The sequence below is a fragment of the Bacillota bacterium genome, from assembly GCA_040757205.1.
GTDB lineage: Bacteria > Bacillota > Desulfotomaculia > Desulfotomaculales > Desulforudaceae > Desulforudis.
Genome location: JBFLXL010000005.1, coordinates 1 through 21258 on the forward strand (window position 1 = coordinate 1; position 21258 = coordinate 21258).

The following is a 21258-nucleotide window of genomic DNA, read 5'->3' on the forward strand; positions in this document are numbered from 1 at the left end:
GGCAAGGACCCGCTCCATGATGTCCAGTCTCCTGGCTTCCTTGGGTTTCAAGAAAACGTCTCCCTTCTTCATGAGTGACATTTTCTCAGACCGCTTACGGGGTGACAATATCACAGGCCAACAACACTGCCTGAAATAAGCACTTGCGCTGAAACCCGGGCTTTGATAAAATATTAAAGTGGTTTGCGCAAGGAGGTGGAGTCGTGGCCAAGAAATGTGACGTCTGCGGCAAGGGCGTGGTTGTGGGGATGAAACTCAGCCACTCGCACATCCGCACCAAGCGCACCTGGGAACCCAACCTGCAGCGGGTCAGGGCGCTGGTGGACGGCAAACCCCAAAGGATCAGGGTCTGCACCCGTTGCCTGCGCAGCGGCCGGGTGGTTCGCGCCGTGTAGCAAGTAGTGGATCATTATGGTGAAAACCAGAAACGGTTCGCCTTGAGCCGTTTTTCAGTTTCCTCGCGTATGGTGGGCGGATGAACTCCGGTGCCGGCGATGCCGGGATACACAGGGAGCTCGTTTTCCGTTTCTGGGGTTCCTACGATGAACTCTCCAGGCTGCGGACCAGGTTGGCCATTTCGATGCCGCTGACCGCCGCCTGCCAACCCTTGTTTCCAGCCTTGGTGCCGGCCCGCTCGATCGCCTGCTCGATGGTGTCGGCCGTAATTACCCCGAAGATCACCGGAGTGCCGGTCTCCAGCCCCACTTTGGCGACGCCCTTGGCCACCTCGGCGGCGACGTATTCGAAGTGGGGCGTACCCCCACGGATTACGGTGCCCAGACAAAGGACCGCGTCGTAGCGGTTCCTGGCCAGCATACGGCGGGCCACCAGGGGGATCTCGAAAGCGCCGGGCACCCAGGCCACTTCGATGTCGTTCTCCGCTACGCCGTGCCTGACCAGGGCGTCCTGGGCGGCTGAAAGCAGCTTATGGGTGATGAATTCATTAAACCGGCCCACCACGATTCCAAACCGCAAACCCTCACCGATCAGGTGCCCTTCGAAAACCTTCGCCAAATCGCCCACGCTCCTTTAATTAGTCCGCAAGTGTCAGAAGATGCCCCATTTTCCGTTTCTTGGTGGCCAGGTAGAACCCGTTTTCCGGCCCCGGCGGCACCTCGATCACCACCCGTTCCACCACTTTCAGGCCGTGACCTTCCAGACCGGCGATCTTCCGGGGGTTGTTGGTCATGATGCGCAGCTTGGTCAAGCCCAAGTCCGAAAGGATCTGGGCACCGATGCCGTAGTCTCTCAGGTCGGGCGGAAAACCGAGGGCCTCGTTCGCCTCCACGGTATCCTTGCCCTCGTCCTGCAGTTCGTAGGCCCGGATCTTGTTCAGGATGCCGATCCCCCGGCCCTCCTGCCGCATGTACAGCAGCACCCCGACCCCCTCCGCTTCGATCTGCCGCAGGGCCCGGCCGATCTGGTTCCCGCAGTCGCACCGGATGGAACCGAACACGTCCCCGGTCAGGCACTCGGAGTGGACCCGCACCAGGGGTGCCTCGACCGAACTCAGGTCACCCTTCACCAGCGCCAGGTGCCCCTTGCCGTCCAACAAGCTCTCATAGGCGTATACCACGAAATCCCCGTACCGGGAGGGCATCTTGGCGGTGCCCACCAGGCGCACCAGCTTTTCGGTGCGGCGCCGGTAGCGGATCAGGTCGGCTATGGTCACGATCTTCAGCCCGTGTTCCCTTACGAACCCCATCAGTTCCGGGACGCGGGCCATGGTACCGTCTTCCTTCATAATCTCGCAGATCACGCCGGCGGGATAAAGGCCGGCCATTTTGGCCATGTCCACCGCCGCTTCGGTATGTCCGGCCCGGCGGAGCACCCCGCCATCCTTGGCGCGCAACGGAAAAATGTGGCCGGGCCGCCGCAGGTCTTCGGGCCTGGTTGCCGGATCGATGATCTTCTGCACCGTAAAGGCGCGTTCGTGAGCCGAAATCCCGGTCGTACTCCCCACCGCGTCCACCGATACCGTGAAGGCGGTGGCGTGCGGATCGGTATTGGTGACCACCATGGGAGTCAATTCCAGTTTCAGGGCCAACTCACCGGTGATCGGCATGCACACCAGGCCGCGCGCATGCGTCACCATAAAGTTGATGGCCTCCGGAGTCACTTTCTCCGCGGCCATTATCAAGTCGCCTTCGTTCTCCCGGTCCTCGTCGTCCACTACCACCAGCATCTTACCCCGGCGGAAGTCTTCAATGGCTTCCTCAATCGTGTTGAATCCAAACTCCACCGTCCGCTTCCTCCCCCCAAAATACCTTGACTACAAAAAGCCGTGGCGGGCCAAAAAGTCGCCGTCCAGTTTCCGGTCGGGCTCCTCCCGGCGGCCGCCCAGCATTCTCTCTACGTATTTGGCGATCATGTCCGCTTCCAGGTTTACCCGCGCCCCCACCCTCTTGAACCCCAGGGTGGTCATCTTGGCCGTATGCGGGATGATCGACACCCGGAAGGCATCCCGGTCGTGGTCGACCACCGTCAGGCTGATTCCGTCCACGGCCACCGAGCCCTTTTCAATAACGTAGCGCATTACCGTCCCGGGAGCCTGGATCCGGAACACCAGGGCGACTCCCTCCGGTTCGCACCCGACGACCGTACCCACCCCGTCGACGTGGCCGCTGACCAGGTGCCCGCCCATGCGCTCCCCAAGCCGCATGGCGCGCTCCAGATTGACCCGTTCCCCAGGGCGGACCTCCCCCAGGTTGGTCCGCTTCAGCGTCTCGGCCATTACGTCGGCGGTAAACCACCCGGCACCGAAATCGGCCACGGTCAGGCACACTCCGTTCACCGCGATGCTCTCACCGAGACGCGCCTCCTCAAGCACCGCGCGCGCTTCGACATGCAGGCGGGCGGAAACCGGGCCGCGTTCGGCCCGCCGCAGGGTGCCCAGTTCCTCAATGATCCCGGTGAACATCCGTTCCCGCCCTCCCCCATACCGGATAACCTTCGATACAGAAATCATCACCCAGTTCCAGCCGGCGCACCCGTTCCAGACCGACCGCCTCCGACATGCGCCCCACACCCTGTCCGGCCACCGCCCCCGGGGCTTCCACCCCGCCCACGATCTTGGGAGCCACGAACCAGTGCAGTTTATCGACGAACCGGGCCTCCAAAAACGAGGCGTGCACCGCCCCCCCACCTTCCACCAGCACACTGGTGATCTCCCGCGCGGCCAGTTCCCGGAGCAGCGTCTCCAGGTCGACCGCCGGTCCCGGACCGCAACGCACCACCTGGACGCCCCGGCTCTCCAGAGCCGTCACCCGGGTCCGCGGGGCCTGTCCGGTCACCGCCACGATCACCGGGACGGCCGATTCTCCCGACAGCATCCGGGACGATTCCGGAATACGGGCCAGGCTGTCCAGCACCACCCTTGCCGGATCCCGGCCCCCTTCGGGAAGCCGCGTGGTCAGGGACGGGTCGTCTTTGACCACCGTTCCCCGCCCCACCAGCAGCGCGTCGTACGTGTCCCGCAGCCGGTGGGCGTATTCCCGGGCCGGTCCGCCGGTAATCCAGCGCGAATCGCCGGTGCGGGTGGCGATCTTGCCGTCCAGGCTCACGGCCGCCTTCAAGGCCACAAACGGCCGACCGGTGGTGATGTATTTGATGAAGACCTCATTTAACCGGGCCGCCTCTTCGCGGAGGACGTCCTCGGTGACCTCAAGGCCCGCTTCGCGCAGCCGCGCGATGCCCCGGCCGGCAACCTTCGGGTTCGGGTCCCGCATCGCCGTCACCACGCGACGCACACCGGCGGCGATCACCGCCTCGGTGCAGGGGCCGGTCCGGCCGAAGTGGCAGCACGGCTCTAATGAGACATAAAGGGTGGACCCGCGCGCCGCCTCGCCGGCTTGGGCAAGCGCAACAATCTCGGCGTGGGGCAAACCGGCCCGGGCGTGATACCCATGGCCCACAATCTCCCCGTCCCGGACCACCACCGCGCCGACCATAGGATTGGGGCTGGTGCGGCCCCGGGCTTTTGCCGCCAGGTCCAAAACCACCCGCATGTATTCTTGGTCCATGCGGCCCCCTCCTGCCAAAACATTAAAAAGTCGACATGGGGCCGACTCCGGATCAGATGCTTGTACGACACGCCCAGTGCGCGCTTTGCGCCGCGGTTTTCCGTTTCATTATAGGTTTTTCAAAAATACGCTGTCAAGCAAGGGCCGCCGGTACCCAGTTCCGTGCGAAAAAGGGGGACAGTCCCCCTTTTTCTTTTTTCGGAACACGGACAAGAAAAAGGGGCCAACAAGAAAAAGGGGCCAGGCCCCTTTTTTGCCCGGCCCACCCGAAGCAGCCGTCCGGCCGCACTGTCTGACACCTTTTGCCCCTTTTTGACGTGGGCGGTCAGCCGCCGATCTCGGACATCAGCCGGTCGCATACGGGCCGGATCTCGTTCTCAGGGTGGCCTTGCGGTTTACGGAGCACCGCCTGGACAACCAGGGCGGCCAGTTCCTCGTCGCTCACCCCCCGCGCCAGGGGTTCCACCAGGTCGATCTCGTTCCCCTGGCAGAGGCACGGCCGCAGGGTACCGGCGGCGGTCAGCCGCAGCCGGTTGCAGGACGGACAGAAGTACCCGCTCAAGGGCGCAATCAAACCGACGGTGCCCTCAAAGCCCGGGATCTTCCAGCAACGGGCCGGGCCGTCACCGCCACCCGGCCGTACCGTCTGCAGCGGGCCGTAACGCTCGTCGATCTTGCGCCGGATTTCGTCGGCCGGGACATAATAGTCGGACGCCCAACTGCTGCTTGCCCCAATGGGCATGAGTTCGATAAACCGGACGTGCAGGGGACGGTCTTGCGTCAGGCGCACGAAATCTTCGACCTCGTCGTCGTTGATGCCCCGCATTACCACCATGTTGAGCTTCACCGGATGCAAGCCGTGGGCGAGGGCGGCTTCCAACCCATCCATTACCGGGGCGAGTTCGCCGTTTTTGGTTATGGTGCGGAACCGGTCCGGCCGCAGGGTGTCCAGGCTGATATTCACCCGTTTCAGCCCCGCCGCCTTCAGGGCCTGCGCCCGGGGCACAAGCAGCGAGCCGTTTGTGGTCAGGGCGATGTCGTCGATTTGCGGGATTTCGTTGAGCGCCGCCACCACGGGAACTACATCCGGGCGGACCAGGGGCTCGCCCCCGGTAAGGCGGATTTTCCTGATGCCCACCCGGGCCCCGGCACGAATCACCCGCACCAGACCATCCAGCGGCAGACCGTCCGCTGCAGGCCCTGTGTGCTCGCCCGGGCGGCAGTAGAAGCAGTTCAAATTGCACCTTTCGGTCAAGGACACCCGCAAGTAGGTAATCTGCCGCTCAAAGTTATCCCGCACGCTCCCCAACTCCCCGTGAACTTGCCTTTTTCAAAGCCGCAAAAACAAAACGAGAACTTCCAGACCTCGCCGCCGCGGGCGAGGCAGTGAACTTGCCTTTTTCAAAGCCGCAAAAACAAAACCGAGCCCTGAAAATTCCCAGGCCCGGTCCCGCGCCTATAACCAAAAACCCCACCATCCTTTCCACAACGGGAGGCGCGCCGGTTTCCCAACGCACCCTGTCGGCCCGGGTCCATGGCGCTACGGCTTTAGGTCCCCCGGCTCGGAGGTGCTCTTCAAAAACAGTCTCCATATTTAATTATGCGCTAAAAAACAACTTCGGGGGCCGGGGCCGTTTTCCTGCCGGTTGGACAAAAAACACGAACCCCGCCCGAAGCGGACGGGGTCATAGAGCCTCTGCCGCGCGCCTGTTTCTATTCCGCCGACCGTTCCGGAATAGCGGTGAAACGCTCCAACACCTTGATAAAGTCCATCGGCAGGGGAAACACGATTGTACTGGATCCTTTCTCCCCGGAAATGTCGGTCAGGGTCTGCAGGTACCGCAACTGGATGGCGGCCGGGTGGGTGCCGATGATGGCGGCGGCGTCGGCCAACTTCTGGGCCGCCTGAAACTCGCCGTCGGCGTGGATGACCTTCGCCCGCCGGTCCCTCTCGGCAGCCGCCTGGGCGGCCATAGCCCGCTGCATCGCCTGGGGCAGTTCCACGTCTCGCACCTCGACCATCGACACCTTCACGCCCCAGGGCTCGGTACCCTCGTCGATGATCTTCTGCAGGCGCTGGTTGATCTGATCGCGCTGCGCGAGCAACTCGTCCAGCTCGCTCTGGCCGAGCACGCTCCGCAGCGTGGTCTGGGCCAGTTGCGACGTCGCCCGGATGTGGTCGAGCACCTTCAAAACGGCGTTACCGGGGTCCACCACGCGAAAGTAGATGACCGCGTTGACTTTTACGGTCACGTTGTCCCGGGTAATCGCCTCCTGGGTGGGCACATCGGCGGTCACCACCCGGAGGTCCACTTTCTCCATCCGTTCGATGATCGGAATGAGAAAGAACAGTCCCGGCCCACGCGCCCCGACGAACCGGCCCAGCCGGAAAATCACCCCCCGCTCGTATTCCTGGACGATCCGGATAGCGGAGGACAGGAACATTACGGCCAACGCAATCAGCACGCCCCAGAACATCAGAAACTCCAGCATGTTTTCACTCCCCTTCGCTTGTTTACGCGGTGCCGGTTGGTAAACCGGATACCCGTATTATAATTATACCCATCTTGTTGCCAGGTTTTTCTATCTGGCACCTCTAACCGCCGCCGGTTTTTTCACGCCGGCGCACCACCAACTTCAGGCCGTCCTCCATCCGAACAACGACCACCTCCTCGTCGGCTTCGACCGGACCGTCCTCGGCCACTGCGCGCCAGCGCTCACCTTCAAGCAGAACCTCTCCCTTGGGGTCAAGCTGGGTAAGAGCCACCGCAACCGCGCCGGACATCCCCTCCCGGCCGGTGGCCGCCTGGCGCTTGCGCATCTTTACTGCTGATTGCACCGTAAAAATAGCAAACAGGGTGATGCCGGCGACGATTGCGGCCATCACGCCGATATTTACCTTGAAACCCTCCGGGCTGCCGGCAAAAAGAATCATTGAACCAAGCACAATGGCAATTAACCCCCCTGCGGCCAAGAGGCCGAAACTGACTACGAACAATTCCAAGGCGAGCAGGACGAATCCCAGGATAATTAACGCGATCCCTCCCCAGGAGGCATCCAGCGTTCCCAGTGAATACAGGGCCAGAACCAGGGCCAACCCTCCGGCCGCTCCCGGGAAAATGGCCCCCGGGTTGTAGAACTCGATCAGCAAACCGAGCATTCCGAGCGAGAGCAGTATGTAGGCGATAGTGGGATTGCTTAAGGTGTGCAAGGTTCGCTCGACCCAGTTCATTCCCTCCCGTTCCAGCGGCGCATCCGCCGTAGCCAGCCGTACAATCTCGCCGCTGTCCAGGGTGACGGTCCGCCCGTCGATCAGCTGCAAGAGCTCAGCCAGGTTCGGCGCTTGCAAGTCGATCAGGTTGAACTCCAGGGCCTGGCTGTCGGTGTAGGACCGGCTTTCGGTCACTGTCAGCTCGGCCTTCTCGGCGTTGCGCCCCCGCATCTCGGCGATGCTCCGCACCCAAGCCGCCGCATCCTCAACGATCTTCTCCTCCTGGGCCTCGGTCATCTGCTCGCCGCCGGCCGCCACCGGGTGAGCGGCGCCGATGCGGCTCCCCGGGGCCATCGCCGCCACGTCGGCCGAAATGGTAATGAACGTGCCGGCCGAACCGGCCCAACCCCCGGCGGGTGAGACGAAAACCACCACTGGGACGTCGGCGTTCATTATTCGTTGAACAATCTTCTGGGTGGTGTCGTAAAGTCCTCCCGGGGTATTTAGCTCAATGACGCAAACCGCGCCCAGCCGTTCCGCATCAGCAATGCCCCGGTCCAGGTACTGCGCCACCACCGGAACGATGAGGCCGTCCACCGTCAATACCACAACCTGGTCGGCCACTCGGCCCTGAACCGGAACCGCCGGACTCAGAAGCACCATCCCGACAAAAATCAGCACGCACATGGCGAAGATCTGCCTGTTACGGGGCCGTACCAGACCCAACACTGTCTTTCTCACTCCCCTTAATCGAGAAAGGGGGACAGTCCCCGGGAAGAAAAAGGGAACAGTCCCCCTTTTCTCGACTCCTCCACACAAAACAGGTGTTTACAGAACCGCGCGCACCACAGCCGCCAGTTCCCCGATTCCGACCAGACGGGTGTCCCCGTTCTTCCGAAGCCGCAACTCCACCAGCCCTTCGGCGGCCGTTTTGCCCACGGTAACCCGCAGGGGGTACCCAACCAGGTCCGCGTCCTTGAACTTCACCCCGGGGCGCTCGGGCCGGTCGTCCAGCAGAACGTCCACGCCTGCTCCGGAGAGCGCCGTGTAGGCTTTCTCCGCCAACTCCGACTGCACCTCATCCCGAATGTTCACCGGCACCACCACTACGGCAAAGGGGGCGATGGCCGCCGGCCAAATTATCCCCTGCTCATCGTGGTTCTGTTCCACGGCGGCCGCCAGGGTGCGGGTCACGCCGATGCCGTAGCAGCCCATGACCACCGGGCGCTCCGCACCGTGCTCATCCAGGTAGGCAAGCCCCATTACCTCGGAGTACTTGGTGCCCAGCTTGAACACCTGTCCCACCTCGATCCCGCGGGCCGCGAGCAGGGGCCGGCCGCACCGCGGGCAGGGGTCCTTCTCCCGCACCAGCCGCAGGTCGGTCACCAGCGGCAGCGGGAAATCCCGCCCGGGATTGACGTTCCGATAATGGGCGTCCCCCTGGTTGGCACCGGTAATACAGTTAACCATGAATGAAACCTCATCGTCAACCACGAACCGGACCCCCTCCAGGCCGACCGGGCCGGTGAACCCGACCGGGGCCCCGGTGATCCGCCTGATGGCCTCCGGCCCCGCCATTTCCAGGTGGACCGCCCCGACCGCGTTCTTGAGCTTGACCTCGTTCACTTCCCGGTCGCCCCGGACCAGCGCCGCGTAAGGCCCCTTGTCGGTTTCGTACAACAAGGTCTTCACGATGCGCTCCGGACCGACCTCCAGAAAGGCGCATACGTCCTCCACCGTCCGCTTGCCCGGTGTGGGCGCGAGTTCCAGCGCCCCCGGTTCCTCCTCATGTCGCGGGCGCTCTGCGCCGCTCTCCGCTTTCTCCACGTTCGCCGCGTAACCGCAGGCCGCCTCCGGGCAGTAGACCACCAGGGCTTCCCCGGAACCGGCCAGGACCATGAACTCGTGGCTGACATTGCCCCCGATCGGCCCCGAGTCCGCCTCCACCGGGCGGAACTCCAGCCCGCAGCGGCTGAAAACACGCTGGTAGGCGGTAAACATCTTGCGGTAACTGACTTCCAGGCCGGCCTCGTCCCGGTCGAAGGAATAAAGGTCCTTCATGATGAACTCCCGGCCCCGGAGCAGGCCGAAACGCGGGCGCCGCTCGTCCCGGTACTTGTTCTGCATCTGGTACAAGAGGAGCGGCAACTGCTTGTGGGAGCGCACATCGCCCATCACCAGTTCGGTGATGATCTCCTCGTGCGTGGGACCCAGGCAGAAGTCGCGCCCGTGCCGGTCCTTCAGCCGGAAAAGCTCCGGCCCGTATACCTGCCACCGGCCCGAACGCAGCCACAGCTCGGCCGGCTGCATGATCGGCAGCAGGATCTCCTGCCCCCCCTGCCGGTCCATCTCCTCCCGGATGATGCGCATAATCTTTTGCAGCACCCGGTGGGCCAGCGGGAGCAGGGTGTAAAACCCGGACGCCGCCTTGCGGATGTAGCCGGCTTTCAAGAGGAGCCGGTGACTGACCACTTCCGCTTCGGCCGGCGTTTCCCGCAGTGTCGGGATCAGGTACTCGCTAGCGCGCATTAGTCAACTTGTTCCTCCTCGGACTGCAATTTCTCTATCTCCTTCAGGAGCGCGTCCACCAAATCCGGCTCCGGTACGATGCGGACCGGTTCTCCCCTGCGGAACAAGAGCCCGGCCCCTTTCCCGCCCGCAATGCCGACGTCGGCCTCCCGCGCCTCGCCCGGCCCGTTCACGACGCAGCCCATCACCGCCACCTTGAGCGCCCGGGTCACGCCCTGCAAACGCTCTTCCACCTCGGTCGCGATGGCCACCAGGTCGATCTCGGTCCGGCCGCACGTGGGGCAGGAGATCAGTTCCACGCCCCGGTGCCGCAGTCCAAGGGCTTTCAATATTTCATACCCGGCCCAGACCTCGTGCCTGGGCGGTGCCGTCAGGGAAACCCGGATCGTGTCGCCGATACCCTGCGCGAGCAGCACTCCGATCCCAACCGCCGATTTCACCAGACCCCCGCGCATCGTTCCGGCTTCGGTGATCCCGACGTGAAAGGGGTAGTCCACCTGGTCCGCGAGCAGCCGATAAGCGGCCATCGTCAGGGGTACGCTGCTGGCCTTTAAGGAAACCTTTACGGCCGTGAAGCCCAAGTCCTCCAGAACAGCCACGTGTTCCAGGGCGCTGGCGACCATGGCCTCGGCCGTAACGGCGCCAAACCGCTCCAGGATCTTTCGGTCCAGGGAACCGGCGTTGACCCCGATGCGGATCGGCACGCCCCGCTCCCCGGCCGCGCGCACCACCTCGGCTACCTTTTCGCGGCCGCCGATGTTGCCCGGATTCAGACGCAGCCCGTCCACTCCCGCTTCGACGGCCGCCAAGGCCAGGCGGTGGTCGAAGTGAATGTCCGCCACCAGCGCCACCTCCGGCACCTGGGCGCGGATCTGCCGCAACGCCTCGGCCGCCTCCCGGTCGGGTACGGCCACCCGGACGATTTCCGCGCCGACCCCGGCCAGCTCGCGGACTTGAGCCACGGTGGCGGCCACGTCGCGGGTGTCGGTGTTGGTCATGGATTGCACCGAAACCGGGGCCCCGCCGCCGACCTGCACTTGGCCGAGCCGCACCGCCCGCGTCTTCCTGCGCAAGACCTCAAAAACCCCCGTTTCCTTACATCATCAATTGGGCGATGTCGTTGTAGGTGATGACCACGATCAACAGCAGCAGCAGGGCGAAGCCCACCAGGTGGAACATCCCCTCCCGCTCCGGATTCACCGGCCGCCGCGTAAGGCCCTCCCAGGAGAGAAACAGCAGGCGGCTGCCGTCCAGCGCCGGGATGGGCAGCAGGTTGAAGAGCCCCACGTTGATGCTCAGGAAAGCAGCCAGCTGCAACAGCGGCATCAGTCCGAGCTGGGCCGCGGTACCGATCTCGGCCACAATCCGGACCGGCCCCCCTACGTCGGCCGGCGCGTGGCCGGTGATCATCTGGCCCAAGAAGCCGATGATCAAAAGCGTGATCTGGACCGTGTACTGCACCCCGCCGGCCAGGGCACTAAAAAACCCCACCCGTACCGGCTGTATGTCCGGGGCGAAACCGATTTTGCCCACGCCGTCCTCATCCGCCGGGACCACCGGCAGCTGAAGATGCCGGCCTTCCCGTTCCACCGTCAGGACCAGGGTCTCGCCCGGCCGGTTTTTGATTTCGCCCACCAGTTGCTCCCAGTTGCCCACCTGCCGCCCGTCGACCGCCACGATCCGGTCACCCGGCTGGAGGCCGGCCTCCGCCGCCGGCCGGTCGGGCAGCACCGTTCGCACCACGGTGGTCGGGGTGGGCTGACCCTGGACCATAAAAATGACGGCCAAGAGGACCACCGCCAGGAAGAAGTTGGCCAGCGGTCCGGCCGCGATCACGCCCATGCGCCGGCCGACCGACTTATGCTTGTAGCTCCGGGCCGGGTCATATTCCTCTTCCTTGGGGTCCATACCGGCGAACCGAACGAAACCCCCGAGCGGCACCGCTCTCAAGGTGTATTCCGTCTCCCCCCGGCGAAGACCGGCCAATTTCGGCCCGAAGCCCAGAGCGAACTCGTGCACCAGTATCCCGGCACGTTTGGCCATCAGGAAATGTCCCAACTCGTGAATGAAAATCAAGAGACCGAATACGACAATTACGGCGATGACCGTAAGCATCAGCTCACCCAACCCTTTCCGCGGCCGCCGCGGCCGCCGCGGCCGTTTCCCGAGCCCAGCGGTCGGCGGCCAGAATGTCTTTTAGTCCGGGGCGGCGCTTTTTTTCATGTTGTTCCATGACGGCGGACACCACCTTAGGGATGCCGGTGAAGGCCAGGCGCCCCGCCAGAAAAGCCGACGCCGCCACCTCGTTGGCGGCGTTCAGCACACAGGGCATGGTGCCGCCCTCGCGCCCGGCCTGGTAGGCCAGGTCCAGCGCCGGGAAGAGGTCGCGGCGGGGCGTTTCGAAGGTAAGCGCCCCCAAGGCGGCGAAATCCAAAGCCGGTTGCGCCGTTTCCCAGCGCTGGGGATGGCTCAAGGCGTACTGGATGGGCAACCGCATGTCGGGGGGACCCATGCAGGCCAGCACCGTTTTGTCCCGCAAGCGCGCCATCCCGTGGACGATACTCTCGGGATGCACCACGACCTCGATCTGGTCGTAGCCCACGTCAAACAGCCACCGGGCCTCGATGATCTCCAGGCCTTTGTTCATCAGCGTCGCCGAATCCACCGTGATCTTGGGGCCCATCCGCCAGGTCGGGTGCCGGAGCGCGTCCTCCGGCCGCACCCGCTCCAGCTCCTCTCGGGAGAAACGGCGAAACGGGCCTCCGGAGGCCGTCAGGACGATTCCCGCCACCTCGGTCCGCCGGTGGGCGATGCATTGCCAGACGGCGGAATGCTCGCTGTCCACGGGCAGGATCCGCGCACCCATCCCGAAGGCCAGTTCGGTGACCAACTCGCCGGCGACCACCAGCGTCTCCTTGTTGGCCAGCGCCACGTCCTTGCCCAGTTGGATCGCTTCCACGGTCGGAACGAGGCCGGCGGTGCCGGTGACCGCCACCAGCACGATGTCCGCCGCCGGCCAGCCAGCCACGGCGTTCAGTCCCGGCTCGCCCGCGTGCACCTCGGTCCGGTCGCCCAGGCGCACCCGAACGCGCGCGGCGTCGTCAGCGGACCAGACGGAGACCACTTCCGGCGCGAATTCGGCCGCCTGCTCGGCCAGCAGCTCCCAGTTCCGCCCGGCGGCCAGCCCCACCACTTTGAGTTTTTCCGGGTGGCTCCGCACCACGTCCAGCGCCTGCCGGCCGATGGAACCAGTGCTGCCCAAAACGGCAACCCTCTTCGGCATACCAACCTCCAGCCGCCGGCTACACACTCGCTTCGCGCGCGTGTCTCCCGGCCATAATCGCACCCTGCACCACCACCACCAGGATCGGACCCAGGATTAACCCAAGTATGCCCATTACTTTGAGCCCGACGTACATCGCCACCAGTACGGCCAGCGGGTGAAGACCCAAGCTCTTAGCCACCACTTTGGCCTCCAGGGAAGACCGGACGATAAACAGGATCGCGTACAGAATGAACAGTTTCATCGCCAGCGAATAGGAACCGGTCAGCACGCACCAAACAATCCAGGGCACGAAGATGGCGGTCGGACCCAGCATCGGAATAAGGTCGAAGATACCCGTGACGATGCCGATCGACACGGCGTACGGCGTGCCGATGATCAGGAGCCCGGTGGTGGTGATCGCCATGGTGATGCCCACCAGTACGCACTGGGCCCGGAAAAACCGGATGAACGCCCCGAAGCCCTCGCGCACGATCAGAAGACTCTTGATGCCCCAGGGTTCCGGAATCGCCCGGATCCACGCTTCGCGGAGCTTTTCGCTGTCCCGGCTGAAAAAATAGGTAGCCACGAAGGTGATGATGGTCACGATGATGATCAGCGGCACGGCCGCCAACAGCTCGAGTGAAGTGCCCAGCGCACCCGTCAGAAGCCCTTCCAGGCCCTCGCCCGCCGAAGCGATTAGGCCGTCGATGTAGCTCACCGCGGCCGGGGACAAGCGTCCGTAAATAGTCACCGCCTCATCGATCAGCCGGTCAAAAGTGTTCCGAAAATGGGCGATGTGATGAGGCAACAACGAAGACAGGTGTTGCAGTTCGGCCACCAGCCGCAGGGTCGCCGCCGTCAGCACGGCCCCGACCGCGGCCAGCAGCACCAGGAGCACTCCAATGGCGGCTGCCGGGCGTGGAAAGCGGAGCCGTTCCTGCAGGAACCGCACCAACGGTTCGATCAGCAGGCTGATCATCAACGCCACCAGGAACGGCAGGATGATAGGCAACATGTACCGGGTGATGTAACCCAAGACGATCAGGTTCGCCGTCACCAGCAACAACGCGCCCGCGCTCCAGGCAATCCGCTGCACCCGCTCCGAAGGCGGCATGGCCATTCCCCTTCAACAAAAGTATCTAAATAGACTATAACCATTTGCGCCGTACAAGTAAACCCGCCCGCCCGGTGTGGTTATCGGCCTCCGGTTTCGCGCCAACGAGCACCGCGTTGAAAACGAAGTAGCCACTTTTCGCGGGCCGCCCACAGTTCGTGATTGCGGCGTTATCATGTTCGTCCAACGGCCGGCAATCGGAAAAAGACCCCCCGGCCACGGTGAGTCTTTCCCCCGAAAAAGGCCGTTTTTTCGCTCGGCCTGCCAGGACCGGGTCGGTGGCGGCGCTTCCCCGGCACCCGCGCTTTCGGGCACCCGGGGGATTTCACCGCTAGTCCCCCCCGGCCGGAGTCTCCCCGAAACTTCCGGAACCTTGGGCGCCCAAGCCACGCAGCAGTTCGTTCGCCGACTTCAACATCGCGGCCCAATCAAATTCGCCGCCCGGCCCGCCACCCAAGGCAAAGGCCGACTCTTTCCCCCGGGCGATGTTCTCGATGATCAGGACGGCGGAACCCGCGAGAATCTGCAGCAACTGCCCGCCCATTTCCGCCATCCCGCTGTAGTACTTCAGCTTATTCAACAACTCCTGTGTGTTGTCCTGGGAAAGCCCCGCACCCTGCTCTTTTTTTCGGGCGGCGAGGCATTCCTCCTGTTTCGCTTCAATACGGGAAATTTTCTCGATCACTTCTTTCAATGCGGCGGCAAGCCTGGAGGTCTTTTCGACCTGCCAGGCGAGTTTGGCTTCCAGGTCGTCGACCTTTTTGTTGAGCTTCTCGGGCACCACGGGTTTGTTCCGTTCGTATTCCACTTTTGCACTCCCTTTCGAATCCGTCAACCCCACGGACGCCGGTCACGCCCGGAAGGCCGGGGTTCCTCCAATCAAAATATGATTCCGACCGGAGCAACGTGACTGTACACGGTCAATGTTTGCCGGCACGCCGCCAACCGCATCGACATAGGATATTGGAACCACCCATCCAGGAACATCTTGCCACAGGCGCACGTATAATGACCTTGAGAACGATCAAGGGCATTCGTTCCACACAATAAACTGTAAGGAGGTAATAACATGGCCGTGGGTGAATTGGTAGAACAAATGAAGGGCAAAGCGGGCACTCGGGCGACAAGTCTGTTGGAACTCATCGCCGGGGTTCTGCTGATTGCGGCCGGGCTTGCTTTGCTGCTGACCCTGCCGACCGATGGATCAATCGCCCTAGGTGCGATACTTCTTATTGCCGGGGCTTTGATCGTCTTGTTCTAGGGTCGACAAGCCACGTACCAGCGGGGCACAAACGATTCGGGGACACCACCACAAGGTGTCCCCGATTATGTGTTTGGGGCCTGAATCGGACCAGCGCTTTCCGGAAGTCTCACTGGATAATCAGCCACTGAATCAGGTAATAGCCCAGCGGCGCGCTGAAAAGGACACTGTCGAACCGGTCCAGCACGCCCCCGTGGCCGGGGAGCAGACGCCCCGCATCCTTGACCCCGGCGAAGCGCTTCAAAGCCGAGGCCGCCAGGTCGCCGGCCTGCGCCGCAGCGCCGATCAAAAAGCCAACCAGGATGAAAGTCCAGTCCGGCGCACCGGCGATCAAATAGCCGGCGGCGGCCGCCGCCGCCGTGGCGGCCAGGATTCCGCCGACCAGGCCCTCGACCGTTTTCTTCGGGCTCAGGTTGGGCGTCATCCGGGTGCGGCCGAAGGCCAGCCCAGTAAAGTAGCCAAAAATGTCGAACGCCCAGGTGACGGCGAATACGAACAACAGCCACTGCCAACCGTCCGGCAGGGCCCGCAGTAGATAGAGGTACGACAGCAATCCCGGGTAGACCGCGGCCAGCAGGGTGCCGGCCAGTGATCCGGGTGCAAAACGCGGAAAAAAGAAAACGAAGGCTCCCAGGTAGAGCAGCAACAGGGCGAACAGCGCGGCGTCAGGGAACCGGCCCGGGCTGAAATAGGCCGCCGCCACCAGAATCAGCCCCCCGGCGAAAACCAGCCCCCGGTGCGGGGCCAAGTCCCCAATCAAGCGCACCAGCTCATATTGGGCCAGAAGCACCAGCACAGCCACGGCGGCAAGCAGGTAGACCCCGCCCAGCCAGGCGGCCAACAGCAAAAGGGGTGCGCCGAGCAAGGCGGTAAGAACCCTGGCCGCCATTAAACGTTCAGGCCCCCGTAGCGCCGGTCGCGGCGCTGAAACTCCACCAGGGCCTGGACCAGGTGCACCCGCGCGAAGTCGGGCCAGAGGACCGGCGTCACCCAGAACTCGGTATACGCCAGTTGCCAGAGCATAAAGTTGCTGATCCGAAATTCGCCGGACGGCCGGATCAACAGGTCGGGATCGGGAATCCCGGCCGTGTACAGGGCGGCCTCGACCGTTTTTTCGTCAATGTCCCCGGGGTCAAGCCGTCCCGCCCTGATTGCCTCGCCCAGCCTGCGGGCCATGTCCACCAGTTCCCGGCGGCCCCCGTAGTTCAGCGCCAGGTTTACAATGATCCGCGAGTTGTCCCGCGTCCGGGACACGGCTTCCGCGAGGGCCGCTCCGGCATCCGGCGGCAACTCCTCCGGGCGGCCGATCGTCCGCAGGCAGACCCCCTGGCCGTGCATTTCCTCCAGTTCCTTGTAGATGTATTCCACCAGCAAAGACATCAGGCCGTCAACTTCGGCACGCGGGCGTTTCCAGTTCTCGGTGGAGAAAGTGTACGCCGTGAGATAGCGCACCCCCAGTTCAGCGGCAAACCGGACCACTTCCCTCAAGGCCTCCGCCCCGGCCCGGTGGCCTGCGGCCCTGGGAAGTCCGCGCTTCTGGGCCCACCGGCCGTTGCCGTCCATAATTACCGCCACGTGAGCAGGTATCCGCTCCCGGTCCAGCATCTGCACCAAAGTCTTTTCCTCGGCCGATCCGTCCCGCCCCACGCTTGGCACCTCCAAAGGGGACACCAGAATATAGAATCCAGAATTCAGAATCCAGAATAAAGGGCCGGGGGAACACCGGGGCCAATATTTCGGAATCAGAATGGCGCGCGCCTCAGGGGCCAGAATTCAGAATGAAAATCAGGGCAACCGGGAATGCACAATCGAGAAACCACTATCCACAGCTTTCATAAATAGTATTGAATTCTGAATTCTGACTCCTGAATTCTTTTCCCTATAAGAACACCCCCCGAAACTCTGGGGGGGCGCTACTTATGATTCACAATGCCGTCCGGAAACCGGTTTCCCTCCCAACCCTGGTGGGCCGCCACGATTTCGACTTCTTGGGCACCGGTCATCACCACGCGGACCACCCTGCGGGGTCCCGGCGGTACGGTTCCGGGAGGTGAGGTCAACTTCACCTTCACCCGCCATCCCTTCGCCTCCAGCTGGGCAAGAGCTTCGTCCAGTTCAAAACCAAGAACGTCCACGGTCAGATCTCCATAACCTCTTTCTCTTTGGCCGCGACGATCCGGTCGACTTCCTTGGTGTAACGGTCGGTCAGCTTCTGGGCTTCGTCCTGCTCCCGGCGCAGGTCGTCTTCGGAGACCCCCCCGCCTTCTTTCTGCAGCGCCTTAAGGCGCTCAATGACGTCCCGGCGGATGTTCCGCACGGCCACTTTGGCCTCCTCGCCCCGCTTTTTCAAGAACTTCACCAGGTCCCGGCGCCGTTCTTCGGTCAATTGGGGCACAGCCAGACGAATAATGTTCCCATCGGACGAGGGGGTGATCCCCAGATCCGATTTTAGAATCGCCCGCTCGATCTCGCCGATGGCGCTTTTGTCCCATGGTTGGATCACCAGCAGGCGCGCCTCCGGAACCGAAACCGTCGCCAGTTGGTTTATGGGCGTCGGCGATCCGTAGTAGTCGACGCCGATCCGGTCCAAAAGGGCCGGCGTGGCCCGTCCGGCCCGCAAGGAGGCAAATTCCTTATCGAGCACTTCAATCGTTTTCATCATGTTGAGTTCGGCTGATTCCAGTAGTTCGCGCATTCGACCTCACTCCCGATAAAAGTCCCGATATTCTCTCCGAGTACGGCTTTCTTAATGTTGCCGGGCTCGTAGATGCTGAAAACCACAACCGGGATGCCGTTTTCCATACAGAGCGAAGCAGCGGTGGCGTCCATCACGCCCAGGCCCCGGTTCAACATCTCGATGTAGGTCAGCCGGTCCAGCTTCTTGGCGGCGGCGTTTTGCAGGGGGTCGGAATCATATACCCCGTCCACCCGCTTGGCCATCAGAATCGTCTCGGCTTCGATTTCGGCCGCCCGCAGGGCGGCCGTCGTGTCCGTCGAAAAATAGGGATTGCCGGTTCCGGCGGCGAAAATCACAACCCGCCCTTTTTCCAGATGCCGGATCGCCCGGCGCCGGATGTAAGTCTCAGCGATCGCCCGCATCTCGATGGCCACCTGCACCCTGGTATCCACGCCGGTCTTCTCCAGGGCGTCTTGAAGAGCCAGAGAGTTGATCACCGTCGCCAGCATCCCCATATAGTCGGCCGTGGCCCGGTCCATGCCCTTGGCGCTGCCGGCCACCCCGCGCCAGATATTCCCGCCGCCGACCACGATGGCCGTCTCCACGCGGAACTGCTGGATCACTTCCTTGATTTCCGAGGCGATGTACAGCACGACCTCGGGGCTGATACCGTATCCCTGTTCTCCAGCCAGGGCCTCACCACTCAGCTTGAGGACCACACGCCGGTACCTGGGGGTTATCAATGGCGGACCCTCCTGTCCCTATTCGGCAAACGCCCCGCTTTTCCTGCTTTTTCTATTCGTCGGCCCCCTCGCCCAGCTGGAACCTGGCAAACCTCTTGATCACGATATTTTCGCCCAACCTGGCCACGGTTTCCTTAAGCACATCCTGTACATCTATGTCCGGATTCTTGATGAACGGCTGCTCCAGAAGGCAGTTCTCCCGGAAAAACTTGTCGAGGCGGCCCTCAACCATCTTGTCGACGATCTTTTCCGGCTTGCCCTCGTTCAGCGCCTGGGCCCGCAAGACGCGCCGCTCTCTATCCAGCGCCTCGGCCGGCACTTCCTCGCGCCCAACAAACTCCGGCCGGGCAGCCGCGATTTGCATGGCCACGTCCCGGGCAAAAGCCCGGAACTCATCGGTCTTGGCTACGAAGTCGGTCTCGCAATTGACCTCCACCAGCACGCCAATCCGGCCCGCACCGTGAATATAACTCTCGATCAAGCCCTCGGAGGCCGCCCGGCCGGCTCTCTTGGCCGCCGCCGCGAGGCCTTTCTCCCGCAGATAGTCAACCGCCTTTTCCAGGTCTCCGCCGGTTTCCACCAGGGCTTTCTTGCAGTCCATCATTCCCGAGCCGGTACGCTCGCGGAGTTCTTTTACCAGCCTTGCCGACACTTCCACTTCACTTACGCCCCCCAAAACCATGATTTACCGAACGAGCCACCCTGGCCTAATTATAACCGAAACCCCACCGCTTTAGGCCCGGGCTTCGGCCACGACTCCCCGGTCGGGTTCCGGGGCCGGCTGTTCTCCCTGGCGCCCTTCCAGCACCGCGTCGGCCATCCGGCTGGTTAGAAGTCGCACGGCCCGGATCGCGTCGTCGTTGCCCGGGATAATGTAGTCGACCTCGTCCGGGTCACAGTTCGTGTCCACAATGGCCACGATCGGAATACCCAGCTTGCGGGCCTCGGCTACCGCAATCCGCTCTTTGCGCGGATCAATTACGAAAAGCGCGCCCGGAAGCTTGCTCATGTCCTTGATGCCCTTAAGATACTTCTCCAGACGGTGTTTCTCGTGCATGAGTTCGGCCACTTCTTTCTTCGGGAGCACCTCGAAACGGCCCTCGGCCTGTTTCCTCTCCAGTTCCTTCAACCGGTCAATCCGGCGCCGGATGGTCTGAAAATTGGTCAGCATGCCGCCCAGCCAGCGCTGGTTTACATAGAACATCCCGCACCGCTCGGCCTCCTCCACCACCGTCAACTGGGCCTGCTTCTTGGTGCCCACAAACAGCACCGCTTGCCCTTCGGACACGATCTGCTTAACGAAGTTGTAGGCCTCTTCAATCTTGCGGACCGTCTTTTGCAGGTCAATGATGTAGATGCCGTTCCGGTCCGTGAAAATATAAGGGGCCATTTTGGGATTCCACCTGCGGGTCTGGTGGCCAAAATGCACCCCGGCCTCAAGCAACTGCTTCATGGTCACAATCGCCACTATTACACCTCCCTCCGCGTGGTTTTAAGCCTCCGCCGCCTTCAACTTGCGGCCGGACCCCCGTTCGAAACGGGGGCACCGTGGACGCAATCCGGCGGCGTGTGTAATTTAGCACCAGGGAATATTTTATCACAAACCCGGGGCAGAAAGTCAAAAAAATTTCAATACCTAATTATTTTTAAGGCTTCATCTTCGCCAGTTCGTCGAGTAAACGGTCATTGAGCACCCGGATATAGGTACCCTTCATTCCCAGGGACTTGGACTCAATAACGCCCGCGCTCTCGAACTTGCGCAGGGCGTTTACGATCACCGAACGGGTGATGCCGGCCCGGTCGGCGATCTTGCTGGCTACCAGGAGGCCTTCGCTGCCGTCGAGTTGCTTGAAAATATGCCGCACCGCGTCCAGTTCCGAATAGGAGAGGGTACCCAGCGCGACCTGTACGGCGGTCCGCTTCCGAATATCCTCTTCCATCCGGCCCACCTGGGCGCGCAGGATTTCCATACCCACCACCGTTGCCCCGATTTCGGCCAGCACCAAATCGTCACCGGTAAACTCCTCGCCGAATTTGGCCAGGACCAAGGTCCCCAGACGCTTTCCGGCGCCCACGATGGGCACCACCGTAGTCACCTTGTTCACGTACTGGCAGTGTTCGTAGGCGTTGAAAACGCAGGCGTTTTCGGTCTGGCAGAAATTGGCGTACGTCGAGGGAATCCCCAGCAGCCATTCGTTGTACTCCCGGGGGAACCCCGATTCGTAAATCATGCTGCGGACGACCTCACAACCGAAATCGTCCAGGAACTCCGCTCCCAAAATCCGGCCGTCCTCGTCCAGGATATAGGCGTTGGCCCGGAGGTTGACACACAGCACCTGGGCAATTTCACCGTAGTCCACCGCGTAGCCGGCCGACTTCTGCAAAATCCTGTTGATCGCCCGGCATTTTTCCAGCAGAGTCACCAGCCAAAGCCCC

At 62.7% G+C, this 21258-nt stretch carries 23 protein-coding genes and 1 riboswitch; of the genes, 2 read left to right on the forward strand and 21 right to left on the reverse strand.

From position 1 onward, the window contains the following. The first annotated feature begins 203 nt into the window (after window positions 1–203). Window positions 204–395, forward strand: a complete 192-nt coding sequence (rpmB, locus tag AB1402_05305) for a 50S ribosomal protein L28 (protein MEW6541012.1) — start codon at window positions 204–206, stop codon at window positions 393–395. Between the two features lie 142 nt (window positions 396–537). Here the strand turns inward: rpmB and ribE are convergent, their stop codons facing one another. From ribE to AB1402_05370, 13 genes are all read right to left on the reverse strand, one after another. Continuing rightward, window positions 538–1014, reverse strand: a complete 477-nt coding sequence (gene ribE / locus AB1402_05310; GenBank protein MEW6541013.1) for a 6,7-dimethyl-8-ribityllumazine synthase — start codon at window positions 1012–1014, stop codon at window positions 538–540. A gap of 19 nt (window positions 1015–1033) precedes the next feature. Next, window positions 1034–2242, reverse strand: a complete 1209-nt coding sequence (locus tag AB1402_05315) for a bifunctional 3,4-dihydroxy-2-butanone-4-phosphate synthase/GTP cyclohydrolase II (protein MEW6541014.1) — start codon at window positions 2240–2242, stop codon at window positions 1034–1036. Between the two features lie 30 nt (window positions 2243–2272). Further along, complete coding sequence (locus tag AB1402_05320) at window positions 2273–2920, reverse strand: riboflavin synthase (GenBank protein ID MEW6541015.1); 648 nt, start codon at window positions 2918–2920, stop codon at window positions 2273–2275. Continuing rightward, window positions 2901–4022, reverse strand: a complete 1122-nt coding sequence (ribD, locus tag AB1402_05325) for a bifunctional diaminohydroxyphosphoribosylaminopyrimidine deaminase/5-amino-6-(5-phosphoribosylamino)uracil reductase RibD (GenBank protein ID MEW6541016.1) — start codon at window positions 4020–4022, stop codon at window positions 2901–2903. The genes AB1402_05320 and ribD overlap by 20 nt, the downstream gene beginning before the upstream one ends. A 325-nt stretch (window positions 4023–4347) precedes the next feature. Beyond that, complete coding sequence (moaA, locus tag AB1402_05330) at window positions 4348–5322, reverse strand: GTP 3',8-cyclase MoaA (GenBank protein ID MEW6541017.1); 975 nt, start codon at window positions 5320–5322, stop codon at window positions 4348–4350. A 159-nt stretch (window positions 5323–5481) separates the two neighbouring features. Continuing rightward, window positions 5482–5602: riboswitch (molybdenum cofactor riboswitch) on the reverse strand. A gap of 133 nt (window positions 5603–5735) precedes the next feature. Then, window positions 5736–6515 (reverse strand): slipin family protein, encoded by a 780-nt coding sequence (locus AB1402_05335; protein MEW6541018.1) that lies wholly within the window; start codon window positions 6513–6515, stop codon window positions 5736–5738. Between the two features lie 103 nt (window positions 6516–6618). Then, a complete protein-coding gene (locus AB1402_05340) occupies window positions 6619–7962 on the reverse strand; it encodes a nodulation protein NfeD (protein MEW6541019.1) in 1344 nt (447 codons plus the stop codon). A gap of 99 nt (window positions 7963–8061) precedes the next feature. After that, window positions 8062–9762 (reverse strand): proline--tRNA ligase, encoded by a 1701-nt coding sequence (locus AB1402_05345; GenBank protein ID MEW6541020.1) that lies wholly within the window; start codon window positions 9760–9762, stop codon window positions 8062–8064. Beyond that, window positions 9762–10835, reverse strand: coding sequence for a flavodoxin-dependent (E)-4-hydroxy-3-methylbut-2-enyl-diphosphate synthase (gene ispG, locus AB1402_05350; protein ID MEW6541021.1), 1074 nt, complete (start codon window positions 10833–10835; stop codon window positions 9762–9764). The genes AB1402_05345 and ispG overlap by 1 nt, the downstream gene beginning before the upstream one ends. Window positions 10836–10857: 22 nt before the next feature. Continuing rightward, window positions 10858–11877, reverse strand: coding sequence for an RIP metalloprotease RseP (gene rseP / locus AB1402_05355; GenBank protein MEW6541022.1), 1020 nt, complete (start codon window positions 11875–11877; stop codon window positions 10858–10860). A 4-nt stretch (window positions 11878–11881) separates the two neighbouring features. Beyond that, the gene (locus AB1402_05360; protein MEW6541023.1) at window positions 11882–13045 is read right to left on the reverse strand and encodes a 1-deoxy-D-xylulose-5-phosphate reductoisomerase; all 1164 of its coding nucleotides are present in this window, start codon (window positions 13043–13045) and stop codon (window positions 11882–11884) included. A gap of 19 nt (window positions 13046–13064) precedes the next feature. Continuing rightward, complete coding sequence (gene ytvI, locus AB1402_05365; GenBank protein ID MEW6541024.1) at window positions 13065–14141, reverse strand: sporulation integral membrane protein YtvI; 1077 nt, start codon at window positions 14139–14141, stop codon at window positions 13065–13067. A gap of 331 nt (window positions 14142–14472) precedes the next feature. After that, window positions 14473–14949 (reverse strand): hypothetical protein, encoded by a 477-nt coding sequence (locus tag AB1402_05370; protein MEW6541025.1) that lies wholly within the window; start codon window positions 14947–14949, stop codon window positions 14473–14475. A 261-nt stretch (window positions 14950–15210) separates the two neighbouring features. Here AB1402_05370 and AB1402_05375 point away from each other — a divergent pair, with 261 nt between their 5' ends. After that, window positions 15211–15402 (forward strand): hypothetical protein, encoded by a 192-nt coding sequence (locus AB1402_05375; protein ID MEW6541026.1) that lies wholly within the window; start codon window positions 15211–15213, stop codon window positions 15400–15402. 109 nt (window positions 15403–15511) lie between these two features. Here the strand turns inward: AB1402_05375 and AB1402_05380 are convergent, their stop codons facing one another. The 8 genes from AB1402_05380 to codY form a co-directional block, all read right to left on the reverse strand. Then, a complete protein-coding gene (locus tag AB1402_05380; protein MEW6541027.1) occupies window positions 15512–16291 on the reverse strand; it encodes a phosphatidate cytidylyltransferase in 780 nt (259 codons plus the stop codon). After that, the gene (locus AB1402_05385; GenBank protein ID MEW6541028.1) at window positions 16291–17049 is read right to left on the reverse strand and encodes an isoprenyl transferase; all 759 of its coding nucleotides are present in this window, start codon (window positions 17047–17049) and stop codon (window positions 16291–16293) included. Before AB1402_05385 ends, AB1402_05380 begins: the two co-directional genes overlap by 1 nt. Window positions 17050–17315: 266 nt before the next feature. Then, window positions 17316–17537, reverse strand: a complete 222-nt coding sequence (locus AB1402_05390; GenBank protein MEW6541029.1) for a hypothetical protein — start codon at window positions 17535–17537, stop codon at window positions 17316–17318. A 2-nt stretch (window positions 17538–17539) separates the two neighbouring features. Continuing rightward, window positions 17540–18097, reverse strand: a complete 558-nt coding sequence (gene frr / locus AB1402_05395; GenBank protein MEW6541030.1) for a ribosome recycling factor — start codon at window positions 18095–18097, stop codon at window positions 17540–17542. Next, window positions 18061–18822: a UMP kinase gene (pyrH, locus tag AB1402_05400; GenBank protein ID MEW6541031.1), complete on the reverse strand. Its 762-nt coding sequence runs from the start codon at window positions 18820–18822 to the stop codon at window positions 18061–18063. Before pyrH ends, frr begins: the two co-directional genes overlap by 37 nt. Window positions 18823–18874: 52 nt before the next feature. Beyond that, window positions 18875–19480 (reverse strand): translation elongation factor Ts, encoded by a 606-nt coding sequence (gene tsf / locus AB1402_05405; GenBank protein ID MEW6541032.1) that lies wholly within the window; start codon window positions 19478–19480, stop codon window positions 18875–18877. A gap of 75 nt (window positions 19481–19555) precedes the next feature. Next, window positions 19556–20290, reverse strand: coding sequence for a 30S ribosomal protein S2 (gene rpsB / locus AB1402_05410; protein ID MEW6541033.1), 735 nt, complete (start codon window positions 20288–20290; stop codon window positions 19556–19558). A gap of 178 nt (window positions 20291–20468) precedes the next feature. Next, window positions 20469–21248 carry a GTP-sensing pleiotropic transcriptional regulator CodY gene (gene codY / locus AB1402_05415; GenBank protein MEW6541034.1) on the reverse strand — a complete coding sequence of 260 codons (780 nt, stop codon included), beginning with the start codon at window positions 21246–21248 and terminating at the stop codon, window positions 20469–20471. Between the last annotated feature and the right edge of the window lie 10 nt (window positions 21249–21258).